The following is a 15295-nucleotide window of genomic DNA, read 5'->3' on the forward strand; positions in this document are numbered from 1 at the left end:
GACGGCCGTTCTTTCATTGTTCCTATGGCAAGCTTCGCCTATAAGAGCCGTCCCGCTGCAGACCGGCGGATGAGGGAAGAGCCACCATGTTGGAAGCCAAGACCGCCAGACGGGGCCTGATCCTCGTCTTCACCACGCTTTTGCTCGACATCATCGGCTTCGGCATCATCATGCCAGTGCTGCCGGCTTATCTGCAGGAACTGACCGGCGTCGGCGTCAGTGAGGCTGCCATCGAAGGTGGCTGGCTGTTCTTCGTCTATGCCGCCATGCAGTTCGTGTTCGCGCCTATCATCGGCGGCCTCAGCGATCGCTTTGGCCGGCGCCCGGTGCTGCTTGCCTCGGTGCTGACCTTCTCCATCGACAATCTGATCTGCGCCATCGCGTGGTCCTATCCGATGCTGTTCATCGGGCGCGTGCTCGCCGGCATCTCCGGCGCGAGCTATTCGACCACTTCGGCCTTCATTGCCGATATCTCCACCGACGAGAACCGGGCCAAGAATTTCGGCCTGCTCGGCATCGCCTTCGGCGTCGGCTTCGTCATTGGCCCGGTGCTCGGTGGCCTGCTCGGCACGTTCGGGCCGCGTGTGCCGTTCTATTTCGCCGCCGGGCTTGCGCTGCTCAATTTCATCATCGGTTATTTCCTGCTGCCTGAAACGCTCGACAAGAAGCATCGCCGCCGCTTCGAGTGGAAGCGGGCCAACCCGGTCGGCACGCTCATGCAGATGCGCAATTATGAGGGCATCGGCTGGATCGGCCTGGCGTTCTTCCTGATGACGCTCGGGCATATGGTCTATCCGGCGGTGTGGTCGTTCGTTTCCACCTACCGCTACGGATGGAGCGAGCAGCAGATCGGCTTTTCCCTCGGTGCTTTCGGGTTGTGCGGCGCGATCGTCATGGCGACCATCCTGCCGCGTGTCATTCCAGCGCTCGGCGAGTGGAAGACAGCGGCGATCGGGCTGTCCTTCACGGCCGCTAGTGCACTCGGCTATGCCTTTGCGATGCAGGGCTGGATGATCTACGCCGTCATCGTCGCAGGTTGCCTGGAAGCACTTGCTGATCCGCCGCTGCGCAGCCTCGCCGCCGCCAAGGTGCCGCCTTCGGCACAAGGCGAGTTGCAGGGGGCGATGACCTCTATCTTCTCGATCACGTCGATCATCACGCCATTGCTCTACACGGCGATCTTCTCATGGTTCACCGGGCCGGATGCGCCGATAACGTTCGGTGGTGCGCCTTATCTGCTTGCGGCGTTCTTCCTGGCCATGTCGGTGCTCGTCTTTGTCACCAAGGTGGCGAAACCGACGCCGAAGGAGGTTGAGCAGATGCATGCGCAGGAAGGCGCGGCTGGTGGTCATTGAGACAAAAAAGGCGGCCTCGGCCGCCTTTTTCATTGATCGAATGAGAAGCGTCAGGCCCGCTCGGCCAGTGCCGGCTCGCCTTTCCTGGCGCGGATCAGGTTGGCGAAGCGGCGGAACAGATAGTGCGAATCCTGCGGGCCGGGCGAGGCTTCGGGATGATGCTGGACGGAGAAGACCGGGCGACCCTTCAGCGTGATGCCGCAGTTCGAGCCATCGAACAGCGAAATATGGGTCTCCTCGACACCTTCCGGAAGCGACTTGGAGTCGACCGCAAAGCCATGGTTCATCGAGACGATCTCGACCTTGCCGGTGGTGTGATCCTTGACCGGGTGGTTGGCGCCGTGGTGGCCCTGGTGCATCTTCTCGGTCTTGCCGCCAAGCGCCAGCGCCAGCATCTGATGGCCGAGGCAGATGCCAAACACCGGAATATCCGTCTTGAGCAGGTCCTTGATGACCGGAACGGCATACTCGCCGGTGGCAGCCGGATCGCCAGGACCGTTCGACAGGAATATGCCGTCCGGCTTCATCGCCAGGATCTCGCCGGCACCCGTCTTGGCCGGCACCACCGTGACCTTTGCGCCGAGGCCAGCGAGCAGGCGCAGGATGTTACGCTTCACGCCATAGTCGATTGCCACGACGTGCATGGTGGGTTCCGACTGCTCGCCATAGCCTTCGTTCCAGGCCCAGGGCATCTCCTTCCAGACTGAAGACTGGCCGGAAGTGACTTCCTTGGCGAGGTCGAGGCCGACGAGGCCGGACCACGCGGCGGCACGGCGCTTCAGATCATCGATGTCGAATTTGCCGTCGGGAGCATGCGCGATGACGGCATTGGGCATGCCCTTCTCGCGGATCAGCGCTGTGAGCGCGCGCGTGTCGATGCCGGACAGGGCGACGATGCCGCGGCGTTTCAGCCACTGGTCGAGATGACCGGCGGCGCGGAAGCTGGACGGGTCGGTGACATCGGCCTTGAAGATGGCCCCCACTGCGCCGGCGCGCGCGGCGGGGTTCAGGTCCTCGATGTCTTCGTCATTGGTGCCGACGTTGCCGATATGGGGGAAGGTGAAGGTGACGATCTGGCCGGCATAGGACGGATCGGTGAGGATTTCCTCGTAGCCGGTGAGTGCTGTGTTGAAACAGACTTCGGCGACGGCCGAACCGGTGGCACCGAGGCCGCGCCCTTCGATGACCGTACCATCGGCCAGCACCAGCAGGGCAGTCGGCGTTTCAGTGGTCCAGGGGGCAGTCGCGGCCATGGCGGCTCTCCATCAAGAGGCGAACAAATGGCAACCGTTCCGGTCACAGACTGCGCGCCAAAAAGCGCCGGGCAGCTTTGCCCGCGCCAATCCATGTAACCAGTTTGGTTGCAAGGCCCTCCCTTAAGTGAAGGGGCGGGCATGGTCAATCGTCGCGGGCATGGCGAGGCAGGATTTGTGACGCAAGCTTGTGATTTCGATCGAAATGCCATTTATCAGGTCAAAACCAAGGAGCAGGACGATGCGCGAGAAGGTCACCGAAGAGGTCAAGGCAGCCATGAAGGCGGGCGACAAGCCACGGCTCACCACGCTGCGGCTGATCCAGTCGGCGATCAAGGATCGCGACATCGCCAACCGCGGCAATGCGAAGGACGCGGCCAGCGACGACGAGATCCTGCAGATCCTGGCCAAGATGGTGAAGCAGCGCGAGGAATCCGCCAAGGCTTTCGATGATGGCGGCCGGCCGGAACTCGCGGCCAATGAGCGTGCCGAGATCGCGATCATCCGCGATTTCCTGCCCAAGCAGATGGATGCCGCCGAGACTGAAGCGGCGATCCGCGCTGTCATTGCCGAGACAGGTGCAGCCGGCGTCAAGGACATGGGCAAGGTCATGGCTGCGTTGCGTGAAAAATTCGCCGGGCAGATGGATTTCGGCAAGGCCAGCGGCGTGGTGAAAGGGCTGCTCGGTTAGAGGAAGCCGAGCAGGGCAGGAATGCTCGCAGTTTCCTCAGGCCCAACTTTTTTCGGGAAAATTTTTCGGGCGATGTCGAATCCATGCCGGGCTGTTCGACAAGGGTCGTCAACAACGCACCGCAAGGAGATGACCTGTGCGCTATATCTGCCTGATCTATTATGATGCCAGGAAGCTGTTCGACGGCAGCGCTGAATCCAACGCCGCGCTCGCCGAATGCGCCAACCATGACGAGAAGCTGAAGGAGAGCGGCCATTTCGTCGCCGGTGAGGCGCTTGAATTGCCCAGCAGTGCCATGACCGTCCAGGTACGCGACGGCAAGATGTCGTCCACAGATGGACCGTTCCTGGAAACCCGCGAGATGCTCGGCGGCATCGTCGTCATCGACGCCCTCGACCTCAACGAAGCGGCACGGGTGGCAAGCACCCATCCGCTGGCCCGTATCGGCTCGATCGAAGTGCGGCCTGCGGTGGATTTCTCGACGCCGCCTCCCACGCTGGACGATCTCTGAGTGACGAATGCCGAGGCACGCGCAGCCATCGAGGCGGTCTACCGCAACGAAAAGCGGCGCGTGCTGGCAACGCTGATCCGCCTGCTCGGCGGGTTCGATGCGGCGGAAGAGGCCTTGCATGAGGCCTTTGCCGCTGCCGCGCAGCGCTGGCCGGTCGATGGCGTGCCGTCCAATCCTTATTCCTGGCTCGTTTCGACCGGCCGCTTCAAGACCGTTGATCGCTGGCGTCGCCAGGCCAGGCTCGCTGCGGCCGTGCCGGATCTGGTCGCTCTGGCTGATACGACGGTCGAAACCGTGTTGCCGGAGATGATCCACGACGATGAACTGAGGCTGATCTTCACCTGCTGCCACCCCGCGCTCGCGCCGGACGCGCGCATCGCGCTGACATTGCGCGAGGTCGCCGGGCTGACCACCGAGGAAATCGCGCGCACCTATCTGGCGCCGGCACCGACGATCGCTCAACGCATCGTGCGTGCGAAGGCGAAGATCCGCGACGAGGCGATCCCCTATGAAGTGCCCGGCCGTGCGGAATTGCCGGCCCGCATCGAAAGCGTGCTGAAGGTGATCTATCTCGTTTTCAACGAAGGCTATGCTGCAACGGAGGGGCCGGACCTGACCCGCACCAATCTGGGCGCCGAGGCGATCCGGTTGGGGCGGCTGGTGGTGGGGCTGCTTGAGGAACCGGAGCCGCTTGGTCTTCTGGCGCTGATGTTGCTGCATGAGTCCCGGCGAACGGCGCGTATCGATATGGCGGGCGACCTCGTGCTGCTGGAGAATCAGGACCGTTCACTGTGGAAGAAGGAACTGATCGCCGAAGCCTTTGGGCTTGTCGAGCGTGGCTTCGCCATGCGGCAGATCGGCCCTTATCTGCTGCAGGCGGCGATCGCGTCCGTTCATGCAGGTGCTTCCAGCGTAGAGCGTACCGACTGGGCGCAGATCGTTGGCCTCTATGACACGCTGCTGCGGGTCGATCCTTCGCCGGTCGCATCGCTCAACCGTGCCGTGGCCCTTAGTATGCGCGACGGGCCGGCGGCAGGACTGGCGGCGGTGGAAGCGGTGCTGAGCACAGGCGCTCTCGACGGCTACCATCTGGCACATGCGGCGCGTGCAGACATGCAACGCAGGCTTGGGCAGATCGAGGCCGCGAGGATTTCCTACATACGCGCGCTGGAACTGGCGCGGCAGCCGGCCGAGCGGCGTTTCCTGGAAGCGCGGCTGGCTGAGATCGACTGCGAGTGAGCCAGTGAAATTCCAGGAAAAAATGCACTTCCCGGTTCCGTAAATGTATAAAAACAAGAGCTAGAAGTTTCCGTGAAAACGGAAACGCACTAGCGGCCGTACTGCACGACCCACTCGGGGGGCTCCTTCTCTGCGCTTCCGTTGACCTTGACGTCGTACTGTCTCGCCCAGCGATAACCCCACATCGGACCAAACTTCGTCGCGACCGTCAGCGGCTGCTGGTAGGCGGGATCGGCCTGTGCCGTTTCCAGCGTCGTGAAGCGATATCCGGCTTCTTCGAACAGGATCAGAATACGGTCGAGGGTTGCGGCATTCAGGCTGTTAACATGCAAAAGCATGATTGCGGGCGGTTCATAGCCGAGCACCTGGTGGTTGAGGTTGGCGTAGTAGGCGATCTGCTCCCTTGTGTGCTCGAGGTAAGCAGCCACGATCCGCCCGGCCTTGGCGGTATCCTCCGCGGCAAGCGCCTTTTCATAAGCTCGGTCGAACAGATAGTCGGACGTATCGATGGTCGAAGCGGCCAGTGTGTAACCATGTTTTGCCGCAAGCTCCGCGATCGCCTGCTGCTTCTCCGGCGTGTTGCCGACATGGTTGTAGGGAAAACGCAGAAATCGCGGTTTTGAGACTGTGGCCGCGAACAGGAAAGAGCCGATGCTGCGTTCGCCGTCAATGATCTCCTTCTCGATGGCATTGACGTCGAGCCCGTTGCTGTCGGCATGGGAGTAGGTGTGGTTTCCGAGGTCCAGCCCGGCGTTTATCCAGTCTTTCAGCATGTCCTTGCCGAGCGGGCCAAGCTGTTCCACGCGCTTTTCAACGACGAATCCGGTCGCGGGGGTGGCATGGGCTTTCAGCGCAGCAAGAATATCGCGGTTAACCTGCTGAACGGCATCGGAGGTCGGCGGAACAGGCGCTTCCGGATCGGCAGCATTGACATGCGGCAGGTCGTCGAAGGTGATGGCAACGGTTCGCATGGCGGTCGATTCAGCCGCCTGCAACCCGATGGGGCCGCATAGGGAAAACAGCGCGAGGCCCATGAGGACTGCGGCCACCGCGGCAAGCCTGCCCTGGGCAATGGTCTTTCTGATCTGGGTCATTTCGCTTCAGGGTTTTGTGATCATCTTGCGTCTTGTTCGGGCATGTTCATTGCGCCTGCATTGCGCCGACGGACCAAACGGGCTTCATCGTGGAAGAGAAAACAGCACCAAAACCCGTCGTGGTTCTGCGCGACGCCCATCTCGCCGAACGCTTGTCCCTTGAAGATCTGCAATGGCGGGCTTCACTGGTGCATCCAACCTATCGCGACGCGTTGCTTGAGGATCGAGGCATCGTGCACCTGCCTTTGGAGCATCTGGCTGACGGCGGTGGCATCGTGGCGGAGATCGACGGCATGGTGGTGGGTTTCGCTGTCTGCTGCCGGTCGGAGGCGGGGAATCGGAACTCGACGGCCTCTTCGTCGAGCCGGAAATGGCAGGCCAGGGCGTTGGCAGGGCACTGGTCGAGGAAGCAAAGCGGCGTGCCGAACGGTCAGGTGACGTACTGCTCAAGGTCGTCGCCGCGCTGGAAGCGGAGGGGTTCTATCGCCGCTGCGGTTTCGAGCTGGTTGGCGAGACGGAAACCTTGCTCGGCAGGGCGTTGATCATGCTGCAGCGGCTAGAGCATTCTGTAGCCAAGTAGAATCACTTGGCGGTGCAAAAATGGCGCGAAAACAAAAGCTTAGATCGGTTCCGCGTTTCCGTGAAAACGGAGCGCTCTAAGGGGCTGACAATTTCAAGCAACTGTCAGCTGACCGTGCGAAACGCATGTGACGGCATTGGCTTCCGCAGTGAAGGACGCTACCAATTTCACATTGTGAAATTTTTCGGCTGGCTTTGCTTGACAAGCCTTGGCACAGCCGACAAGTTCCGCATTGTAGATAACGCGTTAACTATCGACTGTTCCAGGGAGGATGGGAATGGCCATTTCGCGTCGGAAATTCATGCAGGGTTCCGCTTCGCTTCTGGCGGCGCCGGCGCTGCTCGGCAGCACGGGCGCCCGCGCGCAGGAGACCGTGACGCTCAAGCTGCATCACTTTCTGCCACCGGTCTCCAACGTGCATTCCAAGCTATTGGAGCCGTGGGCAAAGCAGGTGGCCGCCGACAGCGGCGACAAGCTCAAGATCGAGATTTATCCCGCCATGCAGCTCGGCGGCAAGCCGCCGCAACTTTATGACCAGGCGCGGAACGGGGTCGTCGATATTGTCTGGACATTGCCTGGCAATACACCAGGACGTTTCCCGTCGACCGAAGTGTTCGAACTGCCCTTCGTAGCGGCATCGAAGGCCACCGCCAATGCACCGGCAGCGCAGGAATATGGCGAAGCCAACCTCGTCAAAGAGACCGCAGACGTCAAACTTCTGTCGTTCTGGGCACATGACCAAGGCCTGATCCACACCAACAAACCGATCGCCAAGATGGAGGATCTTGCAGGCCTAAAGCTGCGCAATCCGACCCGACTGGCCGGCGAGGCGCTTTCGGCGCTCGGCGCGGTCTCGGTGTCGATGCCCGTTCCGCAGACGCCGGAAGCCCTGGCGCAGAAGGTGATCGATGGCGCCGTGATCCCCTGGGAAGTCGTGCCCTCGATCAAGGTCGACGAACTGACCCGCTACCACACCTCGGTTCCGGGTACGCCGACGCTCTACACCGCGACCTTCTTCCTGGCCATGAACAAGGATCGTTATGCCGGTCTGCCTGACGATCTGAAGGCAGTGCTCGACAAGAACTCCGGCATGACCTTTGCCAAGCTCGCGGGCAAGATGTGGGACGATGTCGGCACGCAAGTTGCCGAGAAGGTCAAGGCCAGCGGCAAGAACACGGTCTCTGAAATCAGCGAGGAAGAGAAAGCCCGTTGGGTCGAAGCGACGAAATCCGTGCGCGAGAAATGGGTCGAGGACATGAAGGGCAAGGGGCTCGATGGAGCTGCTCTGCTTGAACAGGCCAAGGCCCTGATTACGAAATACAGCGCAGCCTGATGCGGGCAGCGTTTTCGTCTTTCACGGAAACGCGGAAACGCTCCAGTTCTTAGTTGTTGCGCGATTCCGGGCGGAAAACCGTTACATACTTTTCCTGGAATTGCTCTGGCGTGGCCGGTTGCGCCTTTCGCCAATCCGGATGAGGGAGGTTTGATGGAGGCGCAATCGGGGTCGCCGGGGCGCTTTGCCCGCGTCGCTGAACAGATAGCGGCGGCGGTGGCGATTGCCGGCGGCTTGCTGATCCTGATCGTTGCAGGACTCGTCACCACCAGCGTGATCGGCCGCTGGCTGTTCAGCAAGCCGATCCCGGCCGACTATGAATTTGTCGAGATCGGCATCGGTGTAGCCGTCTTCGCCTTCCTGCCCTACACGCAGATGCGCAATGGCCACATCGCTGTCGACACCTTCACGCAGCGCCTGCCAGCCAGGCTGAATGCCAGGATCGATGCCGTGTGGGATCTCGTGCTCGCTGCCTTCCTCGGCTTCTTTGCCTGGGGGCTGGTGTCCGGCGCACAGGAATCCTTCCAGTACAACGAAACCATGGTTCAGATTTCCTGGCCGATCTGGCCGGTCTACGCGATTTGCGCAGTTCTTGCGGTGGTGGCCTTCCTTGGCGCCTTGGCGGTTGCCGTGCTGAAGTTCGGAGGCCGCCCGTGAGCGGTGTCGAACTCGCCCTTTTCGGTTTCGCGGCAATGCTGGTCCTGATTGCGATCCGCATGCCGATCGCACTGGCCATGCTGGTGGTCGGCGCAGGTGGCTACGCCTATCTCTCCGGCTGGAATGCGCTGTTCTACTACCTGCAGACCAACACCTATCGGCAGTTTGCGTCCTACACGCTTTCGGTTATCCCGCTGTTCATCCTGATGGGTGCGCTGGCCGAGCGTTCCGGCATGGCGGCAACGCTGTTCCAGGCGGCGGAGCGGCGGTTGGGCAAGACGCGTGGCGGTCTGCCGATGGCGGTCATCCTTGCCTGTACCGGCTTCGGCGCCATCTGCGGTTCCTCGGTCGCGACCACGGCAACATTCGGGCGTGCGGCAATGCCGGAGTTGCGGAGAGCCAAAGTCGACCTCGGCCTCGCCACCGGCACGATTGCGGCAGGTGGCACGCTGGGCATCCTCATCCCGCCTTCGGTCATCCTGGTCATCTATGCCATCACCGCCGAGCAGAACATTGCCAAGCTGTTCCAGGCGGCGCTCATTCCTGGCCTGCTGGCTGCTGCTTTCTACTGCATCGCGATTACCGTCGTCGTGCGGCGGCGGCCGGAATTGGCCCCGCCGGTCGAGCGGGAAATAGAACGCTTGCCGCAACCGGCATGGGCGCGGCCTGCCGGCGGCCTGGTAGCACTGGCTGCCATCGGCGCGGGGTTCCTGGGTCTGGTCAGCATCACGGTCGCGGTGCTCGCAGCGATCATCGGGCTGGTGCTGCTGGTTGCCGATTTCGCGCTGGTGCCTGCTGCCGCTGTTGCGGTCATCGTCGTGGGCGGCATCTATGGTGGAGTCTTCACCCCGACGGAAGGGGCGGCGGTCGGCGTCATCGTCATGCTCGTCTTTGGGCTCGCGCAGCGCAAGCTGAATGTCGGTAACATGCGCGAGGCGCTGCTGCAGACGGCAGAGACCTCGGGCATGATCTTCCTGATCCTGCTTGGCGCGGAAGTGTTCGGCGCCTTTCTGGCGCTGACGCGCATGCCTTCCACCGTTGCCGAGATGATCGGCAATTCCGGGATGGCTCCCTATGCGGTGCTGGTCGGCATGCTGCTGGTCTATATCGTACTGGGCGCGGTCATGGACGAACTGGCGATGATCCTGCTTACCTTGCCTGTCTTCGTGCCGATCGTGCTGGCGCTGGATTTCGGCATGGGCGCGGAGGATGTGGCGATCTGGTTCGGCATCCTCGTGCTGGTGGTGGTCGGCATCGGGCTTGCCGCGCCGCCGATCGGCCTGAATGTCTTCATCATCAACAAGATCGCCGGCGATGTGCCGATAACCCGCACCTATCGCGGCGTGATGCCCTTCGTCATTGCCGACGTGATCAGGCTGGCGCTGCTGACGGCGTTGCCGGCGCTCTCGCTATGGCTGGTGCGCGTGCTGAACTAGATTGTTTCGGCGCCTCCATAAAGCTCCAGGGTTCAAGCGGTCTCGTCACGGCGTTTGGTGCTCATCGAACGCAGCATCTCGTCCATCGCATCGCGCGCGGCAAAATTGACCCGGGCCATGTCCCGCAGCCGTGCCCGGACCTTATCGGAAGGGGTTGCTTCGGTGCCCTTCAACAACTGGTTGGCCAAAGCTTCGAGCAGCCGGTTCTGCTGCGCGAGCATTTCTTCATAATTTTCCGAAACCTCATAGAGGATGCGCTTGGTGCCCCGAACGCTGCGGCGGCGGGCAAGCGTGTATTGTTCGAGGAGGCGCGCGGCGACGCTGGCGCTGCTCTTGCTGATCTCGAGATCGGCGGCGATACGGTCGAGGTCGACGGCTTCGGGCATCAGCAGCAGATAGCCATAGAGGCGCGCCGCCGCCATTGGCACACCCCAGGGCACGAAGAGCCGGGCGATGTCTTCGATGAAGCATCGATGTTCGTCGATAATTGACATATTCGATATTTTCCGAATATACTTGATTTGCTGAAAATATTACCGGCTCGGCCGGATCAGGGCAATCCGGCTGCCCTCGCCGAAATGGCGCAATTCCCAGCAAGTCAAAGCGAGATGGCCATGATCCGCTACTATCTGCAGTTGATCATCTGGATGTTTTTCATGGCGGTGGTCACTTTCCTTGCCGCGGGAACACTCGCCTATACGGCCGGCTGGGCCATGATCATCCTGTTCATCGGTGGCGGGGTTGCGATGATTGCGTGGCTGTCACGCCGCAGCCCGCAATTGCTGCGCGAACGGATGGCTTCGCCGATCCAGAAAGATCAGGAGGGTTGGGACAAGATCTGGCTGTCGCTGTTTATTCTCGCCTTCTGCGTGTGGTTTGCCTTCATGCCGTGGGATGCAGCGCGTTCGAACTTCACGGCCATGCCCATGTGGCTCCAGATCACTGGCGGCCTTCTGGTCCTCGCCAATTACGCGGGCTGCTTCTGGACGTTCAGCGAGAATACTTTTGCAGCGCCCGTGGTGAAGATCCAGGAAGGGCAAAGGGTCATCGACAGCGGGCCTTATGCGTTGGTGCGCCACCCCATGTATTCGAGCGCACTGCTGCTGTTTTTCGGCATGCCGCTGCTGCTGGGGTCCTGGACAGGTCTGTGGGGATCGCTCGTGCTCAGCGTCGCTTTGGCATGGCGTTCCGTGAACGAGGAAAAGGCGCTGCGACGCCAGTTTGTCGACTATGGCGACTACAGTGGTCGCGTCCGCTATCGGCTGATTCCGTATCTCTGGTAGGGCAGCCGCTTTCTGGATTACTCTGCAGCACTCGCAGGCATGGGCGGCCGCAGACCGCTGCGACGCTCGGCGGCATAGGAGATGACCGCCACGGCAAATGCCACGACCATGGCAACGATGCCGAGCACCGGCAGGATGCGATAGCCGTAGCCGGCGCTGAGGACCATGGCGCCGACCGAGGAGGCGAGAGCAATGCCGATGTTGAAGCCTGACGGGATCAGCGACGAGGCGAGGTTCGAGGCGTCAGCCGTCCAGGACAGGATACGGGCCTGGATCGGAGCTCCGATGGAGAAGTTGAGCGCTCCCCACAGGGTGATCGCTACAACCATCGGCAGCGGGTAAGGACTGACCAGATACACGATCGTCAGCATCACCGCCTGCAGCGCGAACATGGTGATGAGCGACGGCATCAGCTTCCAGTCCGCCAATCGTCCGCCGACGAAAACGCCGATGGTGGCGCCGACACCATTGAGCAGGAGCACCCACGGCACCTGCGCCTTCGTCAGGCCGGTGACCTCCTCGAGGAACGGGGTGATGTAGGTGTAGAGCGTCATCTGGCCCATCATCAGCATCAGCATTAGGATGAGTGAGGTCCACACCTGCTGGCGACCCAGCGCCCGCACTTCATGCGCCAGCCCGACCGGCCTCGTGGAGGCGCCGGTGGCGCGGGGAAGAAGAACCGCCATGGCCAGCAGGGAAGCGACGCCGAGCAGGCTCATCACCCAGAAGGTGGCGCGCCAACCCCACAGGTTACCGATCGCGGTGCCGACCGGTACGCCGATGATGTTGGAAACAGTCAGGCCGGACAGGACAAGCGCGATCGCCATGCCGCGCTGTTCAGGGCGCACCAGACCGACGGCAACCACCATGGCGACGCCGAAATAGGCGCCATGCGCGACCGCGACTGCCACGCGCAGCACCAGCATCGACAGGAAATCGGGTGCTACGGCGCAGGCGACCTGGCCGATGGTGAAGGCGACGGCAAGGGCAATCAGCAACGTCTTGCGCGATACTTTCGACGTGGCGAGCGTCAGCAGCGGACCGCCGATGGCGATGCCGAGTGCATAGCCGGAAACGAGGTACCCGGCGCTCGGAATGGAGACACTCAGACCTTCTGCCACTTGCGGCAGAACGCCGGCGATGACGAATTCGGTTGTGCCGAAAGCGAAGGCGGCGAGGAAAAGCGCAATCAGGGGAAGCGGCATCGTATTGCTCAAAAGGCCTATGAAATGGCCTCAGAACACGATCGCGTCTGTCAGGCAATCCAGAAATCGTGGACCACGGTTTAGTTTTTCTGGATGGCCTCAGCTCGCTCGCAGCCGGGAATCGCTGAGCAGGCCGCGCTTTTCGAGCACCGGATAGGCGATTGAGGCCAGCAGCGAGTTGATCTGTTTCAGGTCGCGGATGGTGTCGAGATGGATGCTGCTGGTTTCGATGCTGTTGGGCGAGCCGTCGCGCAGACGCAGGAAATGTGCCTGGCTGGTCTGCTTCTCGCGATCGCGCAGCCGGTCCTTTTCCTCAACGATCTGACGCGCGGTCTCGGCGTCGCTGGAAACCAGCACGTTGAAGGCCAGCCTTGCGTTGGCCAGTACCGAAGCGTGGAAGGCGGTGAGCTCACGCCAGCCCTCGGGCGTGAATTCCAGTCCGCGCTCCATCTTCTTGCGCACCAGAGGCAGCATGTTGCGCACGATGATGTCGCCGACCTGTTCGAGCTTGACACAGGCACCAATCAGTTCCTGGCAGCGCAAGGCCTCGTCTTCGGTGAGCGAGTTCTTGGTCACCTTGGCGAGGTAGAGCTTGATGGCGGCGTGTTTCTGGTCGACCCGGTCGTCGAGGGCCGCAAGCGCCCTGATCTTGTCTTCATCGGCCTGTTCGTAGAGGTCGATGACGCGCTTCAACATGATCTCGACGGTTTCGCAGACGCGCACGACTTCACGGGTGGCGTTGCCGAGCGCCTGCGAGGGCACGCTGAGCGCGGCTTCGTTGAGTGCCGACAGCTCGGTGACCTGGAAAGCGTCGGCGGGAGCTTCCTTGACGCCCATCGCCACGATCTTCTGGGAGGCCCTGTAGACGAGCCCGGCCAAAGGCAGGCCGGCCAGCAGGATGATGACGTTGAACAGGATATGCGCGTTGACGATCTGGTCCGGTCCGGTGCTGCCGAGGAATGTCACCGGTGGCTTGAAGGACAGGAACAAAGCCAGCATGACCAGCGAGCCGAGTCCGCGCATCAGGAGGTTGCCGACCGGCACGACGCGCACGGCCGGCTCGGCATTGCGGGTGAGCAATGGCGCGATGATCGAGGAGCCGAGATTGACGCCCAGCACCAGCACGATGCCGAGTTCCGGCGGGATGAAGCCGCGCCCGGCCAGCGTGGTCATCAGCAGCACCGCTGCAATGCTCGACTGGAACAGCCAGGTGGCGAGCGCTGCCAGAAGATAGGCGGTAACGGGATCGCCCTTGAAATAGTCGATAATGACGGGCAGCAACTGGCTTTCGCGCAGCGGCTCGGAGGCCTGCCCGATCATCTCCAGCGACAGGAGCAATAGACCGACGCCGATGAGGATGCGGCCGATCTGGCGCCAGTCGCGCCGTTCGGTGGCCATGAACATGATCGTGCCGGTGATCAGGCAGATCGGCACAATCAGCGATAGGTCGAAAGTGAGCAGCTTGACGACTACGGCCGAGCCGATCTCGGCGCCGCGCACCGCGAGCTGTCCCGCCATGCCGGAAACGATGCCGGCACCCGCAAAGGAACCCACCAGCAGTGTGACGGCAGTGGAGCTTTGCAGCGCGATCGCCAGCGCCGTGCCTGCCAGCACCGCCAGCAGCGGGTTCTTCATGGTGCCGCGCAGCTTCAGCCGCAACACATCGCCATAGGCGCGCTCGACGCCGGTCTTCACCATGCGGGTGGCGAACAGCATCAGCGCGACGGCACCGGCCAGATGCAGGAGCACGACCGAGCCGCTCATGGACGCACCGTCGACGCGACGCGCGCGGCATGCCGCAATCCGTCAGGATTTACGGATGGAAGTTTGGCCGGTGGCGTCAAACTGGCGTCGGCCTGATTTGAAACGGCGTGGATCATGAGGGTTACATATAGGGCAAAACAGCCGATTCTTACATTAGCCGGATAATAATTTGCTGTTGATGCAGCCATGCTTCGACAAGCGGCGGCCGGTGTCGGATTTGGACATGAACGGACCATGCCGTGTCGTTGGTCGACATGAAGCGCATGGACCGGTCAACTGTTGCAAAACGACGGGTCAAAATAGAGAGGAATGCTCTTCGGGAAGGTTTGGAAAGTCTTCTAACCGTCGGTGTTCATTACGAAATTGTAATGCTGCCATTCAGTTTTGGTTCATGTTGTGAACTCTATTTCCGTCGTGTCTACAAACGAGGAGTCACACCCATGAAACGTCTTGTTCTCTCGGCCATGGCCGTTTCGATGCTGGCTGCGTCAACCCTGCAAGGCTTCGCTGCACCAGTCGCGACGATCTCCGTGCCGCAGTCGAATGTCACTGCGGTCCAGTGGCAGGAGCCGATCCGCAAGGATCGCCGTTACGAAGAGCGGCGGCATGGCGACCGGCGTTACGACAACCGCTACGACCGCCGCACCGTCGAAAAGCGCGTGATCATCCGCAGGGACGTGGTGCGTGAGCCGCACTGGAGGACCGGCCAGCGTTACCAGGAATGGAAACGCTACCAGGGCATTCGCGACTACCATCGCTATGGCCTGCGTCGTCCGGGCACCGGCCAGCAGTGGATCCGCGTTGGCGATCAATATCTCCTCGTCGGTATCGCCACAGGCCTGATCGCTGGCGCACTTGCCGCGCGCTGAGCCGGGTTCTTCAAAAACAAAAAGG

15 protein-coding genes are annotated in these 15295 nt (G+C 61.7%); 10 read left to right on the top strand and 5 right to left on the bottom strand.

What is annotated here, in order from left to right:
• Positions 1–86 precede the first annotated feature (86 nt).
• On the top strand, positions 87–1355 hold the full coding sequence (locus C1M53_RS20545; protein ID WP_129413913.1) for a TCR/Tet family MFS transporter: 1269 nt from the start codon (positions 87–89) through the stop codon (positions 1353–1355).
• A 50-nt stretch (positions 1356–1405) separates the two neighbouring features.
• On the opposite strand, the gene carA is transcribed toward C1M53_RS20545, so the two are convergent.
• Positions 1406–2608, bottom strand: a complete 1203-nt coding sequence (gene carA / locus C1M53_RS20550; protein ID WP_129413914.1) for a glutamine-hydrolyzing carbamoyl-phosphate synthase small subunit — start codon at positions 2606–2608, stop codon at positions 1406–1408.
• 241 nt (positions 2609–2849) lie between these two features.
• Between carA and C1M53_RS20555 the strand changes: the two genes are divergently transcribed.
• The 3 genes from C1M53_RS20555 (at position 2850) to C1M53_RS20565 (ending at position 5049) form a co-directional block, all read left to right on the top strand.
• Positions 2850–3299: a GatB/YqeY domain-containing protein gene (locus C1M53_RS20555; protein ID WP_129413915.1), complete on the top strand. Its 450-nt coding sequence runs from the start codon at positions 2850–2852 to the stop codon at positions 3297–3299.
• A gap of 136 nt (positions 3300–3435) precedes the next feature.
• Entirely contained in the window at positions 3436–3810 is a 375-nt protein-coding gene (locus C1M53_RS20560) for a YciI family protein (RefSeq protein ID WP_129413916.1), read from the top strand.
• Positions 3811–5049 carry an RNA polymerase sigma factor gene (locus C1M53_RS20565; RefSeq protein WP_129413917.1) on the top strand — a complete coding sequence of 413 codons (1239 nt, stop codon included), beginning with the start codon at positions 3811–3813 and terminating at the stop codon, positions 5047–5049.
• A gap of 89 nt (positions 5050–5138) precedes the next feature.
• On the opposite strand, the gene C1M53_RS20570 is transcribed toward C1M53_RS20565, so the two are convergent.
• Positions 5139–6143, bottom strand: a complete 1005-nt coding sequence (locus C1M53_RS20570) for a polysaccharide deacetylase family protein (RefSeq protein ID WP_129413918.1) — start codon at positions 6141–6143, stop codon at positions 5139–5141.
• A 313-nt stretch (positions 6144–6456) separates the two neighbouring features.
• Between C1M53_RS20570 and C1M53_RS20575 the strand changes: the two genes are divergently transcribed.
• The 4 genes from C1M53_RS20575 to C1M53_RS20590 all read left to right on the top strand — a co-directional run bounded on the left by C1M53_RS20575 (position 6457) and on the right by C1M53_RS20590 (position 10149).
• Positions 6457–6723, top strand: coding sequence for a GNAT family N-acetyltransferase (locus C1M53_RS20575; protein WP_348630056.1), 267 nt, complete (start codon positions 6457–6459; stop codon positions 6721–6723).
• Between the two features lie 277 nt (positions 6724–7000).
• Positions 7001–8056 (top strand): TRAP transporter substrate-binding protein, encoded by a 1056-nt coding sequence (locus tag C1M53_RS20580; protein ID WP_129413920.1) that lies wholly within the window; start codon positions 7001–7003, stop codon positions 8054–8056.
• A gap of 153 nt (positions 8057–8209) precedes the next feature.
• Entirely contained in the window at positions 8210–8713 is a 504-nt protein-coding gene (locus C1M53_RS20585; protein ID WP_129413921.1) for a TRAP transporter small permease, read from the top strand.
• Positions 8710–10149, top strand: a complete 1440-nt coding sequence (locus C1M53_RS20590) for a TRAP transporter large permease (RefSeq protein ID WP_207213025.1) — start codon at positions 8710–8712, stop codon at positions 10147–10149. Before C1M53_RS20585 ends, C1M53_RS20590 begins: the two co-directional genes overlap by 4 nt.
• Before the next feature lie 32 nt (positions 10150–10181).
• Here the strand turns inward: C1M53_RS20590 and C1M53_RS20595 are convergent, their stop codons facing one another.
• Complete coding sequence (locus C1M53_RS20595) at positions 10182–10643, bottom strand: hypothetical protein (RefSeq protein WP_207213026.1); 462 nt, start codon at positions 10641–10643, stop codon at positions 10182–10184.
• A gap of 120 nt (positions 10644–10763) precedes the next feature.
• On the opposite strand from C1M53_RS20595, the gene C1M53_RS20600 reads away from it, so the two are divergent.
• Positions 10764–11432, top strand: a complete 669-nt coding sequence (locus C1M53_RS20600; RefSeq protein WP_129413922.1) for an isoprenylcysteine carboxylmethyltransferase family protein — start codon at positions 10764–10766, stop codon at positions 11430–11432.
• Positions 11433–11449: 17 nt separating this feature from the next.
• Here C1M53_RS20600 and C1M53_RS20605 read toward each other — a convergent pair whose 3' ends face one another.
• Positions 11450–12637 (bottom strand): MFS transporter, encoded by a 1188-nt coding sequence (locus C1M53_RS20605; RefSeq protein WP_129413923.1) that lies wholly within the window; start codon positions 12635–12637, stop codon positions 11450–11452.
• A gap of 99 nt (positions 12638–12736) precedes the next feature.
• A complete protein-coding gene (locus tag C1M53_RS20610; protein ID WP_129413924.1) occupies positions 12737–14401 on the bottom strand; it encodes a Na/Pi cotransporter family protein in 1665 nt (554 codons plus the stop codon).
• A 440-nt stretch (positions 14402–14841) separates the two neighbouring features.
• On the opposite strand from C1M53_RS20610, the gene C1M53_RS20615 reads away from it, so the two are divergent.
• Complete coding sequence (locus C1M53_RS20615; protein WP_129413925.1) at positions 14842–15270, top strand: RcnB family protein; 429 nt, start codon at positions 14842–14844, stop codon at positions 15268–15270.
• Positions 15271–15295 lie beyond the last annotated feature (25 nt).

It is taken from the genome of Mesorhizobium sp. Pch-S (genome assembly GCF_004136315.1).
Lineage (GTDB): Bacteria > Pseudomonadota > Alphaproteobacteria > Rhizobiales > Rhizobiaceae > Mesorhizobium.

Coding starts and splice junctions, on each gene's coding strand:
- C1M53_RS20580 (WP_129413920.1), top strand. CDS start 7,001: ATGGCCATTTCGCGTCGGAAATTCATGCAGGGTTCCGCTTCGCTTCTG.
- C1M53_RS20570 (WP_129413918.1), bottom strand. CDS start 6,143: ATGACCCAGATCAGAAAGACCATTGCCCAGGGCAGGCTTGCCGCGGTG.
- C1M53_RS20545 (WP_129413913.1), top strand. CDS start 87: ATGTTGGAAGCCAAGACCGCCAGACGGGGCCTGATCCTCGTCTTCACC.
- carA (WP_129413914.1), bottom strand. CDS start 2,608: ATGGCCGCGACTGCCCCCTGGACCACTGAAACGCCGACTGCCCTGCTG.
- C1M53_RS20610 (WP_129413924.1), bottom strand. CDS start 14,401: ATGAGCGGCTCGGTCGTGCTCCTGCATCTGGCCGGTGCCGTCGCGCTG.
- C1M53_RS20615 (WP_129413925.1), top strand. CDS start 14,842: ATGAAACGTCTTGTTCTCTCGGCCATGGCCGTTTCGATGCTGGCTGCG.
- C1M53_RS20555 (WP_129413915.1), top strand. CDS start 2,850: ATGCGCGAGAAGGTCACCGAAGAGGTCAAGGCAGCCATGAAGGCGGGC.
- C1M53_RS20605 (WP_129413923.1), bottom strand. CDS start 12,637: ATGCCGCTTCCCCTGATTGCGCTTTTCCTCGCCGCCTTCGCTTTCGGC.
- C1M53_RS20600 (WP_129413922.1), top strand. CDS start 10,764: ATGATCCGCTACTATCTGCAGTTGATCATCTGGATGTTTTTCATGGCG.
- C1M53_RS20585 (WP_129413921.1), top strand. CDS start 8,210: ATGGAGGCGCAATCGGGGTCGCCGGGGCGCTTTGCCCGCGTCGCTGAA.
- C1M53_RS20595 (WP_207213026.1), bottom strand. CDS start 10,643: ATGTCAATTATCGACGAACATCGATGCTTCATCGAAGACATCGCCCGG.